Origin of the sequence: Pelagihabitans pacificus (assembly GCF_009371985.2) — a bacterium.
Lineage (GTDB): Bacteria > Bacteroidota > Bacteroidia > Flavobacteriales > Flavobacteriaceae > Pelagihabitans > Pelagihabitans pacificus.
In genome coordinates this window covers 221,940-236,537 of sequence record NZ_VIKU02000002.1, presented here as the reverse complement: position 1 = coordinate 236,537, position 14,598 = coordinate 221,940, and the positions used below count along the sequence as shown (strand labels likewise).

At 44.2% G+C, this 14,598-nt stretch carries 15 protein-coding genes; 8 read left to right on the top strand and 7 right to left on the bottom strand.

Going from position 1 to position 14,598, the window contains the following annotated elements:
- Positions 1-137 precede the first annotated feature (137 nt).
- Entirely contained in the window at positions 138-632 is a 495-nt protein-coding gene (locus tag FK220_RS08460) for an adenylosuccinate lyase (protein ID WP_317168315.1), read from the bottom strand.
- A gap of 351 nt (positions 633-983) precedes the next feature.
- Entirely contained in the window at positions 984-1,676 is a 693-nt protein-coding gene (locus tag FK220_RS08455; RefSeq protein ID WP_152573879.1) for an SIR2 family NAD-dependent protein deacylase, read from the bottom strand.
- A gap of 49 nt (positions 1,677-1,725) precedes the next feature.
- Here FK220_RS08455 and FK220_RS08450 point away from each other — a divergent pair, with 49 nt between their 5' ends.
- The 3 genes from FK220_RS08450 to FK220_RS08440 all read left to right on the top strand — a co-directional run bounded on the left by FK220_RS08450 (position 1,726) and on the right by FK220_RS08440 (position 3,476).
- Positions 1,726-2,382, top strand: coding sequence for a TrmH family RNA methyltransferase (locus tag FK220_RS08450; protein WP_152573878.1), 657 nt, complete (start codon positions 1,726-1,728; stop codon positions 2,380-2,382).
- A gap of 44 nt (positions 2,383-2,426) precedes the next feature.
- Positions 2,427-2,954 (top strand): SRPBCC family protein, encoded by a 528-nt coding sequence (locus tag FK220_RS08445; protein ID WP_152573877.1) that lies wholly within the window; start codon positions 2,427-2,429, stop codon positions 2,952-2,954.
- Between the two features lie 141 nt (positions 2,955-3,095).
- The gene (locus FK220_RS08440) at positions 3,096-3,476 is read left to right on the top strand and encodes a VOC family protein (RefSeq protein WP_152573876.1); all 381 of its coding nucleotides are present in this window, start codon (positions 3,096-3,098) and stop codon (positions 3,474-3,476) included.
- Between the two features lie 5 nt (positions 3,477-3,481).
- Here the strand turns inward: FK220_RS08440 and FK220_RS08435 are convergent, their stop codons facing one another.
- The 5 genes from FK220_RS08435 to FK220_RS08415 all read right to left on the bottom strand — a co-directional run bounded on the left by FK220_RS08435 (position 3,482) and on the right by FK220_RS08415 (position 9,286).
- The gene (locus tag FK220_RS08435; protein ID WP_152573875.1) at positions 3,482-5,176 is read right to left on the bottom strand and encodes an alpha-amylase family glycosyl hydrolase; all 1,695 of its coding nucleotides are present in this window, start codon (positions 5,174-5,176) and stop codon (positions 3,482-3,484) included.
- A 95-nt stretch (positions 5,177-5,271) separates the two neighbouring features.
- A complete protein-coding gene (locus tag FK220_RS08430) occupies positions 5,272-6,051 on the bottom strand; it encodes a carboxypeptidase-like regulatory domain-containing protein (RefSeq protein WP_152573874.1) in 780 nt (259 codons plus the stop codon).
- 89 nt (positions 6,052-6,140) lie between these two features.
- The gene (locus FK220_RS08425) at positions 6,141-7,901 is read right to left on the bottom strand and encodes a DEAD/DEAH box helicase (RefSeq protein WP_152573873.1); all 1,761 of its coding nucleotides are present in this window, start codon (positions 7,899-7,901) and stop codon (positions 6,141-6,143) included.
- A 162-nt stretch (positions 7,902-8,063) separates the two neighbouring features.
- The gene (locus FK220_RS08420) at positions 8,064-8,708 is read right to left on the bottom strand and encodes a DUF4337 domain-containing protein (RefSeq protein WP_152573872.1); all 645 of its coding nucleotides are present in this window, start codon (positions 8,706-8,708) and stop codon (positions 8,064-8,066) included.
- The gene (locus FK220_RS08415; RefSeq protein ID WP_152573871.1) at positions 8,708-9,286 is read right to left on the bottom strand and encodes a non-canonical purine NTP diphosphatase; all 579 of its coding nucleotides are present in this window, start codon (positions 9,284-9,286) and stop codon (positions 8,708-8,710) included. The genes FK220_RS08420 and FK220_RS08415 overlap by 1 nt, the downstream gene beginning before the upstream one ends.
- Before the next feature lie 26 nt (positions 9,287-9,312).
- Here FK220_RS08415 and FK220_RS08410 point away from each other — a divergent pair, with 26 nt between their 5' ends.
- The 5 genes from FK220_RS08410 to serA all read left to right on the top strand — a co-directional run bounded on the left by FK220_RS08410 (position 9,313) and on the right by serA (position 14,546).
- Complete coding sequence (locus tag FK220_RS08410; protein WP_152573870.1) at positions 9,313-9,765, top strand: methyltransferase family protein; 453 nt, start codon at positions 9,313-9,315, stop codon at positions 9,763-9,765.
- 107 nt (positions 9,766-9,872) lie between these two features.
- On the top strand, positions 9,873-10,487 hold the full coding sequence (locus tag FK220_RS08405) for a SatD family protein (RefSeq protein ID WP_152573869.1): 615 nt from the start codon (positions 9,873-9,875) through the stop codon (positions 10,485-10,487).
- Positions 10,484-11,182, top strand: a complete 699-nt coding sequence (locus tag FK220_RS08400; RefSeq protein ID WP_152573868.1) for a DUF3307 domain-containing protein — start codon at positions 10,484-10,486, stop codon at positions 11,180-11,182. Before FK220_RS08405 ends, FK220_RS08400 begins: the two co-directional genes overlap by 4 nt.
- Before the next feature lie 3 nt (positions 11,183-11,185).
- Positions 11,186-12,343 (top strand): cellulase family glycosylhydrolase, encoded by a 1,158-nt coding sequence (locus FK220_RS08395; protein WP_152573867.1) that lies wholly within the window; start codon positions 11,186-11,188, stop codon positions 12,341-12,343.
- 307 nt (positions 12,344-12,650) lie between these two features.
- Positions 12,651-14,546, top strand: a complete 1,896-nt coding sequence (gene serA / locus FK220_RS08390) for a phosphoglycerate dehydrogenase (RefSeq protein WP_238718955.1) — start codon at positions 12,651-12,653, stop codon at positions 14,544-14,546.
- The last annotated feature ends 52 nt before the right edge of the window (positions 14,547-14,598 follow it).

The following is a 14,598-nucleotide window of genomic DNA, read 5'->3' as shown; positions in this document are numbered from 1 at the left end:
AAAGATACTTATTACAAGTAGAGTTTAAAAGTTTGATGGGCGGATTGTTTTACGCTATTATATCGATGGTTCAATACGCATGGTTTATGGGATTGACATTTTAAAACCCTGACCATCATCATCCGAAAGTCCCCTGGTCACTTCAGTTTTTTCAACGTCAATCGTGCACGGGCCTGGTAGGCTGCACTTCCGGAAGCATAGTTTTGCAGCAAAATCATTTTCAACTCGGGATGGATCCAATCAAATTTTCGACCCAGCAACAACAGGCAGGTCATTGAATACGCCTGCGCGGCCACTTTTTGTTCGCTTATCAACCAATCAAAACAGGCAGTGGCTATATGTTCCAGATGATGTTCCTTAAGTGCCGACCGGATACCGTTATCTGTTTTTGAGAAATAAGATTTCACCAAATACTCACATATCTTGGCAATGGGCCTCACAGAGGAGTCTAGGTGTACCAGCCCCAGTTTCCGCACAAACGAATCCAAGTAGGGAAAAATGTAGAAAAGATGTTCCTTCGCGGTGAACTCAAGCACCCAGCATGCTCGGCTAGATATAGGGTCATCAACTTCAAAAGCAATTTCCAGCAACGGGTCTACCAGCTCGGGATCTTGAACGACCAGCTGGGCCATTTCCATCCTTTTTCGTCTAGAATGGTCGACGTAATTTAGAGAATGGTATAACTCGCTTTTGTCCACAAATCGTGCTTTATTTTTAGGTTAAAATCAGAGCATGAAAGTACTAAAAATGATTCGATGCACCAGATGGCCTCGGGGCGAGGATAACACCGGGGCATTTGAAAAATAAGGTTTCGGGAATGGTCGTCGGGGATGGCGAACGTTGCCAGCTACAAAACGGTGGCCCGAAAGCATGGGATATCATATGGGAATGGCCAATCATAGTCTCGAAGAGGGAAGAGGATGCTAGTGAAAACCAATGGTTAATGCCCGTCACGCGGGAATACAGCGAATCGCCCGAAGACACTAGTAGACCTCGTGAAGTAAGTTTTCAACTACCGTAGGTACTCCCCTTGCCGCAGTCTCGGGAATTACGGTCAGGTTGGCATATGCTTGTTGGGATACGCTCGGTTTTGGGTCTATGAAATAAATAGCGGCATGCCTAGGTGCATAATCGATAAGGCCGGCCGCTGGGTAGACTTGCATCGAGGTTCCGATAATAAGGATGATGTCGGCGCACTGAACCTGCTGTGCAGCTGTTTCCAAAAGTGGAACCATTTCACCGAACCAGACAATATGAGGTCGCAACTGATACCCTTCCGGACAAAGGTCCCCCAGGTGAAGGTCCTTTTTCCAATCCATAACGGTGTGTTCGTTTCGCGTGCTTCTCACTTTAAACAGTTCACCATGTAAATGAAGTACTTGGCTACTTCCTGCACGTTCGTGTAGGTCATCGATATTTTGGGTGATGATCTGGGTATCATAGGATGCCTCCAGTCGAACCAATGCCTTGTGCGCGGGGTTTGGTTCAACGGTCAGTAATTGTTTTCTTCTTTGATTGTAAAACTCGAGTACCAATTCCGGATTTCTGGCGAATCCTTGGGGAGAGGCTACTTCCATTACATCATGTCCTTCCCATAATCCTCCGGCATCCCTAAAGGTTTTAATACCGCTTTCGGCACTTACACCAGCTCCTGTTAAAACAACTATTCTTTTCATCTTTTGCACATAATACCCTTAAAAATAGACTTTTTATTACTTTAGATTCATGACAGACCAAGAACTTTTGTCCTATTTGGAGCGTTTTATAACTCCGAAACGCAAACGCCGTTTTGAAGAGGTCTTGGAGAGGCGTACCAAATTTGTAACCGTTGCCATCGAAGATGTCTTTCAAATGCACAATACCAGTGCAGTGATACGTAGTTGCGAGGTCTTTGGTCTTCAGGAAGCCCATGTCATCGAGGGGCGTTTTGGAAAACGATTGGATAAGAACATCGCTATGGGAGCGCAACAATGGGTAGATGTGCATCGCTACGAAAGTTCGAAAGAGTGCATCCAAACGTTGAGGAAACAGGGCTATCGTATTATCGCGACTACCCCTCACAATGATTCTTGCCTATTGCACGATTTCGAAATCATTGATAAGACAGCCCTGTTTTTTGGAACCGAAAAGGAAGGGTTGAGCCAAGAAGTGCTTGAGGAGGCGGATGGATACCTTAAAATACCCATGGCGGGCTTTACCGAAAGCCTCAATATTTCGGTCTCCGCGGCCATTATTCTTCATGATATTACGGCAAAGCTCCGGATTACAGAGCTGCCCTGGCGTTTATCGCTGACTGAGAAATTGGAAAAGCAACTGGATTGGACCAAGAAATCAATTAAAAGTATCGACGATATTTTGGGCCGATTTAACGGTACGGATTGATTTTTTGGTTATCTTGTAGTAACAACTAACTAATTGATAAACAAATGACTACATTACTCTACATTCTTGTGGGGATAATCGGGTTAATCGTGTTATTGGCCCTCATCGCCCCAAAAAGCTATCACGTATTTAGATCGGCGGAAATATCAAGACCACAACCCGAGGTTTTTGAGTATTTAAAATCGTTGAAAAAAATGGATGAATGGTCACCTTGGGCTAAAAAAGATCCGAACATGGAAAAGAAATTCACCGGGACCGATGGGGAAGTTGGTGCTATAAGCTATTGGAACGGTAATAAAGATGTGGGTGAGGGAGAACAGGAAATCACTAAGATTGTCGACGGAGAAAGAATCGAGTCGGAACTCCGATTTTTAAAACCATGGAAATCCACCTCTGATTGTTACATCGACGTAGCTGATGCCGGAGACGGAAAAACCAGGGTTACTTGGGGATTCGCTGGAAAGAATAAATTTCCTATGAGCATATTTGGCCTTTTTGTAAGTATGGATAAAATGGTTGGAAAGGATTTTGAAGAGGGTTTGGTCAATTTGAAAACGGTAATGGAGAAATGACTGTAATAAGTGGCGGCGAGGAGGCATTGATGAAAAAGACTTGACATCCACCTATAGCCCTCCCTCTTTGAAATTGAATCAATCGCTTTTAAAATTTTCATTTATTGGCATTCTTCTTTACACCTTTTAAAAGACAACGATATGGAACGTAACAACGTGGTAGGTTGGTTTGAAATACCAGTTACCGATATGAATCGGGCAAAAAAGTTCTATGAGGAAGTTTTTGATATTTCTATTTCCCTTCATGACTTGGGTGAATTTAAAATGGGGTGGTTTCCGATGCATCCGGATAAAATAGGCGCTACCGGCTCTTTGGTGCAACATGATTCTTACATCCCAAGCGCTACCCATGGGGTGGTTATCTATTTTTCCTGTCTTGATGTGGCGAATGAGTTGGGTAGGGTAGAGGCCGCCGGAGGTACCATCATGCAGGGAAAGACGCAAATAGGGGACGGTCATGGGTTTATGGCCCTGATGAAGGATAGTGAGGGCAACCGAATTGCGCTGCACTCAAACCAATAAACTTTTTATTGGGCTAATTCCAATAGGGTAATATCGTACTCATTATCAAGCACCACTTTGCCATTTTGAACTACTACCGGGGTCTGCGAATACGTGTCGAATAATTTGGTGCCATCCCCGAAGAAACCTTTGACCCAGAGGGATTTTTTTCCTTTAGGAAGCTCCAAACCGACCACCACCTTGTCTTTAAAATCGCCATCGACATACGTGCGGCTAAACACATAGGGCTTTTTGGCCAAACGCTTGTGCCTTCCGGCACCGACAGCAGGGTGGTCGCTCCTAAATTTTCCCAGTTTCTTCCAATGTTCATGCACTTTTTTGAGTTCAGGTACACTGTCGAGTTCATCCCAATTCATGAAAGATCTCAGGGTAGCATCACCTTGTGTACCTTCGATTGTCAAGCTTCGCGCTGTTTCGTCACCATAGTATATTTGAGAGGCCCCTGGGGTGAGTAACAATACATTAGCGGCTCTGATAGGGTCTTTCCTTTCTTTGTCAAAAGGGGCACCATCATCATGGGAAGTGAGGTAATTCAACACACTTTTATCTTTTAACTTCGTATGCAGAAGGGTATTGTATTTGGCAAAAATCTCATCGTATGGTTTCTGGGCATCCTGTTTCAGTTCGAAATTGATAAGACTATGAAACCCATAATCGAAGAAGTCCACCTTCTTATCGCCAAAGTCAAATTCCCTTCCCCCTGAAATACCATAGTTGTATACCTCGCCAACCATGAAGAAGACATTGTCGTCGAGTACGCTGTCCGGGTTTCTTTTTTTCCAGGTTTCAAAGGCATGGGAGGCTTCTTTGTATAATTCTGCCCAAGCCTTTTCGTCGGCATGCTTGACCGTATCGACCCTAAACCCATCAATGCCAAAATCGTTTACATAATCGGCGAGCCATTTAATGATGTAAAATCTCGGGGCCCTAGGATATCCGGTACGCTCAAAAAATAATTGTAGCTCATCCAGCTCGTTGCTTAATCGACCTTCTTCCTTCCATTTTGCCAATAGGGCATCCGGAAGTTCGACCGGTGCATCGGATTCCGTGAGGATGTCGGGCAGATTGTCTACCAACGTACAGGCCGTGGTGTTTTCGTAGGTGGTAAACTGACAGGTAGGATTGGTCCTTACCCATTCCGAAGGCCAAACCGGATCGCTATCGGTGACGGGCCCCGTATGGTTCAGAACAACGTCCATCAAAACCCGTATTCCTTGTGCATGAGCTGTTTTAACCAAGGTTTCCAACTCCTTTTTGGTGCCAAAATTGGGATCAAGAGCTGTCCAATCCTTTGCCCAATAGCCGTGATAGCCGTAGGTATTTCCGGTGCTTTCATCGGTAGCGCCGTGTATTTGCTCTACCACTGGGGTGAACCAGATAGCATTGACACCAAGATCGGTGAAATAACCCTCATTTACTTTCTGCGTAATTCCTGCGATATCGCCCCCCATAAACCCGCGCAAGACTCCAGTAGAATCCGTACGTTCAAAGTTTACATCATTATCGGGATTTCCATTATTGAAGCGGTCCGTCAATAAAAAGTAAATATTTGCCCCATCCCAAACGAAAGGCACCTCTTTTTTTGGTGTCGTAGGAATCGTATCGGCGACCGTCAATGGTTGTTTTGTTGATTCCTTATTTTCTTCCTTACAGGCAAAAAATAGAAAAAAGAGGGAAATGGCAATGAAGGTTTTCGTCATGGAATACAGGCTTTGTTCTGGTAAAGGGGAAACGTGCCGAGAGCACATTCGATAATTTTGCCTAAAGCTATAAAATGCGTAGGGAAATAGAAAATTTATTTTTCCCGGTTCAGTACCTTGAACTCTTCGTAACAACTACTGATGGCGTCCAATATCTGAAGGTCGTTGGCGGTCGTGATGAACGACTTGGAATAGTTGCAGTTATTGAGAATATCTTCGATATCGACCTTTTCTATCTGAAGAAGTTCCATTAGGACAACCCGGTCGAACTTAGTAGCCAAAAGGTCCCGTATCTCATCCTCCTCCTTTATTTTTCGTAATTTTTTCATCTGGTTCGGCTGTTTTCCGAACAAGTTTCGGAGCAAATCGGCAGGATTTAAAATGGCCCCTAATACCTTGGTTACGGCACTTGGACTTTTATTGCCTGCCTCGTAACCTACCGAAAGTCCGGATATACTGTATTGATAGGAATCGTTCATGGGTAGATTTTTTACATCGATTTCCAAATATCCCGTGAGCTGGTAAGGCGTAACGATGACTTCCTCCAGCGCATAGGCCAACTCGGTAAGGGATATCTTGGTATCCTTAAACTTGAACATATCGTTAGTGACCCTTACTTTCTGTGGTTTGAATCCTAGATAGGAGAAATACAAGGTGTCGTTGACGGCTGCCGAAATAGAAAACTTACCGTCTTCGTTGGTGATGGTACCGATTACCTGATTGAGGTTGATTACGTGAACACTTTCCAAAGGCTCATCGGTCTGTGCGTTGAGCACGAGGGCCTCAATTTGCTTGGTATCTACCTTTTCGGTCGCTTCTTGGCAATACGCGGTAAGGGTTAGAAAAAATAGAAACCATTTGATGTGCTTTGTCATTCTTACAATATGGCCCATAAAAATACTAAACAAAACCAAAAAATACGCCGGAGCGTATATTTTAGTGAAGAATTAACATTGTAACGGTTTTAAAAAAAATCGCTTCTTCTCGTACTTCTTCGTTTCCCGGAATTGGTGGCCTGGCCACGGGTACCTCGTCGGTCGCCACGTTTTTTCCCGTAACCTGCCTTTTCTTTTCGGCGACCTCTGTCCCTTCCCCCACTGCGTCTTCCGCCACCCGGACTTTTGGAAACCTCGACATTTACGAACCGACCGTCGACCTTAAAATCAGTAAAAGTGCCCAATATTTGCTCGGTGACATCGACTTCGGAATTGAAAAACGAAAAACTGTCTTTTACGTCGACCTTGAAGATATCTTCTCTTCCCAGTCTGGCGGTATCCCGGATGAAATCTTTTAACGACATCCAATCATATCCATCTTTCTCACCAACATTGATGAAATAGCGCACAGATCCCCTGCTTGGAATTCCATCACGGTTACTTCGATCCCCCTTGCGATCCTTCGAATCGGTATTCAGATCTTTGGCCTTGCTGTAGTAATTCGAAAAACGGGTAAATTCCACCGACACGATTTTTTTGATGAGCTCATCCCTGTCGATTCCTTGTAGTACATCGTTGATGGCCGGTAGATAGCTTTCCACATCTTCATTAATTTCCGTGTCTTTGATTTTATTGACCAAATGGTACAACTGTATTTCGCAGATTTCGGGTCCCGTTGGGATTTTCTTCGCGATGAATTGCTGTTTGACTTTTTTCTCGATCGCGTGTATCTTCCGCATTTCACTACGGGTAATTATTACCATCGAAATACCGGATTTCCCTGCCCTTCCGGTTCGTCCACTTCGGTGTGTATAAGTCTCTATCTCGTCGGGAAGTTGGTAGTTGATGACATGGGTGATATCGTCGACATCTATTCCACGTGCCGCAACATCGGTAGCGACCAACATTTGTATCTGTTTTTTGCGAAAAGCGTTCATAACAAGATCGCGCTGGTTCTGGCTAAGATCGCCATGAAGGGCACCTGCATTGTACCCATCCTCGATTAGGTTTTCCGCAACCTTCTGTGTATCCCTTTTAGTTCGACAAAAAACTACGGAAAAAATATCAGGATGGGCATCGGCTAGCCTTTTGAGCGCCGGGTAACGATCCCTGCCGCCGACTACGTAGTACTCGTGCTGAACGGTAGTAGCCCCTGAGTTTTTGGTTCCCACTGTGATTTCATGGGGGCTATGCATAAATTTCTTGGCGATTATCGACACCTCCTTAGGCATCGTTGCCGAGAACAGCCAAGTGGATTTTTCCTTTGGGGTGTTCGATAGAATATCCTTTATGTCCTCATAGAAGCCCATATTCAGCATCTCATCGGCCTCATCCAAAATACAATAGTCAATTTTGGAGATATCAACCAGCCCACGGCCAATCATATCTTTCATCCGACCTGGTGTGGCGACCACGATTTGGGCACCCCTTTTTATCTGCCTTGCCTGTTCCGTAATGCTTGCACCCCCATAGATGGCAACTACGTTGACACTCTTTTCGTATTTCGCATAGAGTTGTAGCTCATTGGTAATCTGCAAGCAGAGTTCTCTTGTAGGGGAAAGGATCAGTCCTTGGGTAGTTCTACTGGCCGTATCTATTTTTTGGATAAGCGGAAAACCGAAAGCGGCGGTTTTGCCCGTTCCTGTTTGGGCAAGCGCTACCAAATCGATTTCGTCTTCCAATAAAAGGGGAATAGCTTTTTCCTGTACTTCGGATGGGGTTTCGAACCCCATGTCGGCAACAGCATCCAATAGGGATTGCTGAAGCCCCAATGCTTCAAACTTTGTCATAATGTGTTTTTACGTTAATCGCTAATAGGTGTGTTGCATAGAGCGATTATCGTATATAACCCATTGGACTCAGCGCAACACCTGCCATACCGGCGGCATAATTTTAGGCTGCAAAGGTACTGCTAATTATTTACATTTCGTTTGAAAGATAAATTTTTGGTCTTAGGGGGCGATATAGTAGCCATAGCTGGAGAGTGATACCCCTATGATTCCGAACACGATCATTAGCACTATGAAGGTTTTCTGCAAAAAGGGATTGTCATAGATGATTATGCAGACCGCGCCCAATACGATGCTTATTTGAAAGAATAATAATCCCAAATCGAACTTCTTGGTGGCGTTGTCGTATTCATCAGCAAGTTGTTCCCATTCCTTTACACCAACAATTTGCCCCATTTCACCATCCAAGTCCTGTGCCCATTGTTCCTCGGAAATATTGGCCGACCCCACCAATATTTCGGTCTTTTCCGCCTCATACTTTTGTATTTTCTCTTTGGTAGCCTCTATTTTCTTTGCCACCTCGGCTTGTTTTTCCTCGGGAACGATATCGGTACTTATCAAAGTTTGGAGGTAGTCGAGTTCACTTTCCTTAAGACTTTCCTTAATACTTTTTGACTGGTACCAGCTCGAATAGTTCACAACTTTATTATGGGCGATCATCATTTCTTCCTCCAATTCCCCGTTTACTAGCTGGGAAATGGCCATCAAAGCGGCAAAAATAGCTATCAACACGCCGCCAATGGCCTCGGCCCGTTCCGAGGCAACGGAAACCTCGACCATTTCATTTTTATCCTTGTCTTGAAGCATTACAGTTGTTGTTTTAGGTAGGTAATCAGTTGTCTCATGGCCTTCCCACGATGGCTAATACTATTTTTTGTTTGTGTTGAAAGTTCGGCAAAGGTGCGCTCGTAGCCTTTTGGTCGAAATATGGGGTCATATCCGAATCCATCCGTACCTCTTTTTTCGGTAGTGATGTCACCTTCCACCGTTCCCTTAAAAACCCGATGGGCGTTGTTCATGTTCAATGCGATAACCGAATGGAACCGCGCCGAGCGATCGGTGGCGTCGTTCATGGCTTCCAATAACTTTCTCATATTGTCGTCGGGGTTTTTTTGTGGCCCTGCATAGCGGGCAGAGTATACTCCCGGCGCCCCGTCAAGGGCATCTACGAGGAGTCCGCTGTCATCCGCAAAACAGGGCAGGGCGTAATGGCTGGTCACATAATCTGCCTTGATGCGTGCGTTTTCCTCAAAGGTCTTACCGGTTTCGGGAATTTCTTCTGCGCAGCCTATATCATTTAACGATTTCAAGATGATATCGGAAGGAAATAGTTTTTTTACTTCTTCGAGTTTATGTTGGTTATGGGTAGCAAAAATGAGTTCCATAAGGCCAAAAATACTAATTTTATAAAATGAAGCTAAAAATACCGCCTGCACTTGTTTTCCTCTTTTTTGGTGTCCTAATGTACTTGCTAGCCGAGTTTTTGCCGGTGGGCTATTTTGATTTTTTCGGACGAAAGTATCTCATTATAGCATTGCTTGTCTTAAGCGTTGTTTTTGGTGTTGGTGCGCTGTTCCATTTTTTCGGTTCGAAGACGACTATCGACCCGATGCTTCCATCCAAGGCGTCCAATTTGGTTACCACGGGTCTTTATCGATTTTCAAGAAATCCGATGTACCTGGCCTTGTTACTTGTTTTGTTGGCATGGGGTATTTGGTTGGGAAATGCATTTAATACCTTGGTTGCAGCGGGATTTGTGGGGTATATGAATAGATATCAGATCATACCTGAAGAGGAGGCATTGACCAAACTGTTCGGGAGGGAATACGTACAGTATTGTGTTAAAGTCAGGCGTTGGTTTTAAACAATGGCCTGTTTATCTTTTCCGAAATTTATTAGCTTTTTAACTTATAATCATAAATATTAGCATATTAGCTTATAATATTATATATTAGCGCTTTGGCTTATAAAATGACAGTAGCAGTAATAACCGGCGATATCATCAATTCTGAAAACTATTCTGCTTCGGAGTGGTTGGGAATTCTTAAAAAATACTTCGCGACCTTAGGTGATTCCCCAAGGGATTGGGAAATCTATCGTGGGGATGAATTTCAATTAAGAGTGCCCAAGGCCCAAGCCTTAGAGGTAGCCGTTAGCATCAAGGCTTTGATAAAGACCATCAAGGGTCTCGATGTACGAATGGGTATCGGAATAGGTCAAGAAACTTTTGTAGGGGCGGGGGTGAGCGAATCGAACGGGCCTGCCTATCAGCGTTCAGGGAGAACTTTTGAAACATTGAAAGAAGATAAAATAAACTTAACCATTGCCACCGGGGATGATTTTTACGACCATACATTGAACCTCTTGATAAAACTTGCCCTTGATTTCATGGATGATTGGAGCATTGTTTCTGCTGAAATCGTGGCCTTGGTCTTGGAAAATCCAATGGCCTCACAACAAGAAATAGCCAAACAACTAGGTATTCAACAGTCTGCCGTTAGTCAACGGCAAAAACGAGCGCGTTTGGATCTGGTACTCGAACTGCTGGCCTACTACCGAACAATTCTTAAAAAAGTTCCACAATGACCTTATTTATAAAACTGCTTTTGGCCCATCTTATCGGTGATTTTGTGCTTCAGCCTAATTCCTGGGTACTTCATAAGGAATCCCATAAAATCAAATCGAAGTACCTATATCTGCACATAGTACTTCACTTAGTCGTGACCATGGTATTGTTGTGGGACCTGTCCTATTGGCCCATAGCTTTGATTATCATTACTTCCCACTATATAATCGACTTGGCCAAGCTTTATACCACCAAGTATTTCAGCTATAAAAACATTCCTTTTTTTATCGACCAATTGTTGCACGTACTTGTACTGTATGCATGTGCCTATTACGGTGACCTTTGGGAGCACACCCTATCGCTATCGGAACGTATCGCCTGGCCATTGGTCGCCGGTGTGGTTTTTGTAAGCTTTCCCGCCGCGATCATCATGGGGAAGCTACTTGAAAGGATGTCCGACCAAATTGAACTAGACCATGAATCGCTACCGAATGCCGGAAAGTATATCGGTATCATCGAACGGCTTTTTGTGTTGTTGTTCATCATACTTGGCAAGTGGGAAGCCATCGGACTATTGATTACCGCGAAGTCGGTTTTCCGCTTTAATGATTTAAAGGAAAAGAACAATAGAAAACTAACGGAGTATATCCTTATCGGGACCCTTTTGAGTTTCGGCATCGCCATCGTCACCGGGCTTATTTACGTATATCTCTAAATTATGAAAGCAACTTTACTCGTGATTTTTGGAGTTGTATTGCTAGCATGCTCCACCAAAACGAAAGAACGCGTTCCCGAGGCTCAAAGCCCCTTATCCGAGCGTTGGTCAAAGGAAAAGGCATGGGAGTGGTACGATAGGCAGCCGTGGTTCGTAGGCACTAATTTTAACCCCAGCACCTCGATCAATCAACTGGAATTTTGGCAAAAGGCTACTTTCGACACGGCTACCATAGAAAGGGAATTGAAATGGTCGGCGGATTTGGGAATGAACCTGCACCGCGTGTACTTACATAATCTGTTGTGGGAGCAAGATTCCGTCGGTTTCCTGAATCGATTGGACCGCTATCTGGAAATCGCCGATGGTTACGGCATCAAAACCATGTTCGTACTGTTAGACGATGTTTGGCATCCCGTTCCAAAACTGGGAAAACAATCAGAGCCTACGCCACACGTACACAATTCAGGGTGGGTACAGGCGCCGGGAGCGGAAATTCTTGGCGATACCACACGGCACAAAGAATTGGAAGGCTATATCAAAGGGGTGCTTCGGAGATTCTTCGACGATGAACGCGTGTTGGTTTGGGACCTCTACAACGAACCCGATAACGTGGCGGGACAACCGGGCAGAAAAGAGTTGGAGGTGCAGGACAAGCACATTTATTCGCTAGCACTGTTGCGTAAAGTGTTCCGCTGGTCAAGGGAAGTAAATCCCTCCCACCCTTTGACCACTGGTATTTGGCGCGGTAATATCGACCATTGGGGAAATCTTGACAGTCTTCCGTCTTTAGACCGTTATATGCTCGAAAATTCCGATGTCATTTCTTTTCATGCCTATGATGGGAGTCTTGAAGATGTGCAAAAGAAAATCGCTGCCTTGCAAACCTATGGTAGACCTTTGTTTTGCACGGAATACTTGGCCCGGGGTACGGGTAATACCTTTGAAAAAGTGATGCCGATTTTAAAAGCCCATAAAATCGCTGCTATCAACTGGGGTTTTGTTTCGGGAAAGACCAACACCATTTATCCATGGAAAAGTTGGGACTCTACCTTTACCGAGGAGCCTGCTATTTGGCACCATGATATCCTCAGACAGGATGGTACTCCTTTTTCGGCGGAAGAGATTACGGTTATCAAGGAGCTGACCCGATCAAAAGAGTAACATAGCTACCTAGGGGTGTTTAGGAAGTCGGACAATAAATATCAGGTTCCAGAGCATACTTCCATCCACGGGCACAAATGTTGTTTTAAGGTCAATTCATTCTTTTGTAGACTAGTCAATGAAATTTTCCCCATTCTTTCCATTATGGATTTATCATTTTTTACCCTATTAAAAAATGAAATTCCCATTATAAGGGTATGGATGGTTCCATTGGATAACTTTTAATAACATTCCGCCAAATCCGTGGGATTTAATTTTTACTTTTATCCCTTGTTGATATTGCATTGAATAAGGAAATAGTATAAAAATGATTACCGAAGTGGCACGAAAATATGTTTTCGATTTTGATAGTACCCTAACCCGGGTCGAAGCCTTGGATGTATTGGCAGAAATGACCTTAGAAGGTAAATCGAACAAAGATGAGGTGGTGAACGAGATTCAGCGTATCACTAATCTTGGGATTGATGGGGATATTTCATTCACCGAATCCTTGGAGAGACGTATTAAATTATTGAAGGCCCATAAATCCGACCTAGAAGGGTTGGTGAGCGAACTTCGTCAGAAAATCTCGAAGTCTATTGAATCGAACAAGGAATTTTTTGAAAAGTACTCCGATGATATTTATGTAATCTCGTGCGGTTTTAAAGAGTTTATCGATCCCATCGTGGAAGAATACAATATCCCGTCGGAAAGGGTGTACGCCAATACTTTTGAGTTCGATGAAGAGGGAAATATTATTGGTTTTGATGAAGACAATCCCTTAGCTTCCCACAATGGTAAAATCGAATGTTTAAAGGCTTTGGACTTGGAGGGTGAGGTACAGGTCATCGGTGACGGGTATAGCGACTATGTAATGCGCGAAGCCGGTATAGCCGATAAATTTTTCGCCTACACGGAGAATGTGCATCGGGAGAAAGCAGCCAGTAATGCCGACCATGTAGCCCCAAGCTTGGACGAGTTTTTATTCGTAAACGATTTGCCAAGGAGTATCTCTTATCCAAAGAACCGAATCAAAATTCTGTTGTTGGAGAATGTGCATCCAGCTGCCTTTGATAACCTGTCCGAGGATGGTTTTTCGGTTGAATTGGTCAAGCACAGTCTATCTGAGGAAGAACTCATCGAAAAAGTAAGGGGTGTTCACGTGCTCGGAATACGTTCGAAGACGCAGGTTACCAAAAAGGTATTGGATGCCGCGAACAAGCTTTTGGTTATCGGGGCCTTTTGTATCGGTACGACCCAAATCGACTTGGAGTATTGCAAGAAGAAAGGCGTGGTCGTTTTCAATGCCCCTTACAGCAATACACGTTCTGTAGTCGAATTGGCAATCGGTGAGATTATAATGCTCATGCGAAGTGTATTTCCTAGAAGTACGGAGATCCACAATGGCCAGTGGAACAAAACCGCGATAGGTTCACGGGAAGTGCGCGGTAAGAACTTGGGAATTGTAGGTTATGGCAATATTGGAAAGCAACTTTCGGTATTGGCAGAGTCTGTCGGGATGATGGTGTATTACTACGATGTCAATGACAAGTTGGCTCTTGGGAATGCTACCAAATGTAATACCTTGGAAGAATTATTGAAAGTTTCCGATGTGGTTACCCTTCACATCGATGATAATAAGGCCAACAAAAACTTTATCGGGGAACGCGAAATCAACCTAATGAAAGAGGGTGCCCTATTGGTAAATCTTTCCCGTGGTTTTGTCGTAGATATCGATGCCCTTGCCGAAGCTTTAAAAACCGGAAAACTGGCTGGCGCGGCTGTGGATGTATATCCCGAAGAACCTATGGCCAATGGGGAATTCCATACGCGATTACAGGGATTGACCAATGTAATATTGACGCCGCACATAGGAGGTAGCACAGAAGAGGCGCAACGCAATATTGCCGACTTTGTTCCCAATAAGATAATGGGCTATATCAACTCCGGGGATACGGTCGATGCGGTAAACTTCCCCAATATTCGTTTACCCAAACAGTCTAACGCACATCGCTTCTTGCACATTCATGATAACGTTCCCGGAGTCATGGCGAAAATCAACGAAGTCCTTGCCAAATATGAGATGAATATTACCGGTCAGTATCTTTCTACAGACAGTGAGGTGGGGTATGTCATCAGTGATATGGACAAGGAGTACAACAAAGAGGTCGTCAAAGCATTGAAAAAAATTGAGCATACCATCAAGTTTCGGGTCCTCTACTAGGTCCGGTGTAGTTCCTGGTGGTGTTCGATATTCATCACTGACTGAAAAATTC

Coding starts and splice junctions, on each gene's coding strand:
- FK220_RS08445 (WP_152573877.1), top strand. CDS start 2,427: ATGACTACATTACTCTACATTCTTGTGGGGATAATCGGGTTAATCGTG.
- FK220_RS08395 (WP_152573867.1), top strand. CDS start 11,186: ATGAAAGCAACTTTACTCGTGATTTTTGGAGTTGTATTGCTAGCATGC.
- FK220_RS08420 (WP_152573872.1), bottom strand. CDS start 8,708: ATGCTTCAAGACAAGGATAAAAATGAAATGGTCGAGGTTTCCGTTGCC.
- FK220_RS08460 (WP_317168315.1), bottom strand. CDS start 632: ATGGCCCAGCTGGTCGTTCAAGATCCCGAGCTGGTAGACCCGTTGCTG.
- FK220_RS08400 (WP_152573868.1), top strand. CDS start 10,484: ATGACCTTATTTATAAAACTGCTTTTGGCCCATCTTATCGGTGATTTT.
- FK220_RS08425 (WP_152573873.1), bottom strand. CDS start 7,901: ATGACAAAGTTTGAAGCATTGGGGCTTCAGCAATCCCTATTGGATGCT.
- FK220_RS08440 (WP_152573876.1), top strand. CDS start 3,096: ATGGAACGTAACAACGTGGTAGGTTGGTTTGAAATACCAGTTACCGAT.
- serA (WP_238718955.1), top strand. CDS start 12,651: ATGATTACCGAAGTGGCACGAAAATATGTTTTCGATTTTGATAGTACC.
- FK220_RS08410 (WP_152573870.1), top strand. CDS start 9,313: ATGAAGCTAAAAATACCGCCTGCACTTGTTTTCCTCTTTTTTGGTGTC.
- FK220_RS08415 (WP_152573871.1), bottom strand. CDS start 9,286: ATGGAACTCATTTTTGCTACCCATAACCAACATAAACTCGAAGAAGTA.
- FK220_RS08435 (WP_152573875.1), bottom strand. CDS start 5,176: ATGACGAAAACCTTCATTGCCATTTCCCTCTTTTTTCTATTTTTTGCC.
- FK220_RS08455 (WP_152573879.1), bottom strand. CDS start 1,676: ATGAAAAGAATAGTTGTTTTAACAGGAGCTGGTGTAAGTGCCGAAAGC.
- FK220_RS08430 (WP_152573874.1), bottom strand. CDS start 6,051: ATGACAAAGCACATCAAATGGTTTCTATTTTTTCTAACCCTTACCGCG.
- FK220_RS08405 (WP_152573869.1), top strand. CDS start 9,873: ATGACAGTAGCAGTAATAACCGGCGATATCATCAATTCTGAAAACTAT.
- FK220_RS08450 (WP_152573878.1), top strand. CDS start 1,726: ATGACAGACCAAGAACTTTTGTCCTATTTGGAGCGTTTTATAACTCCG.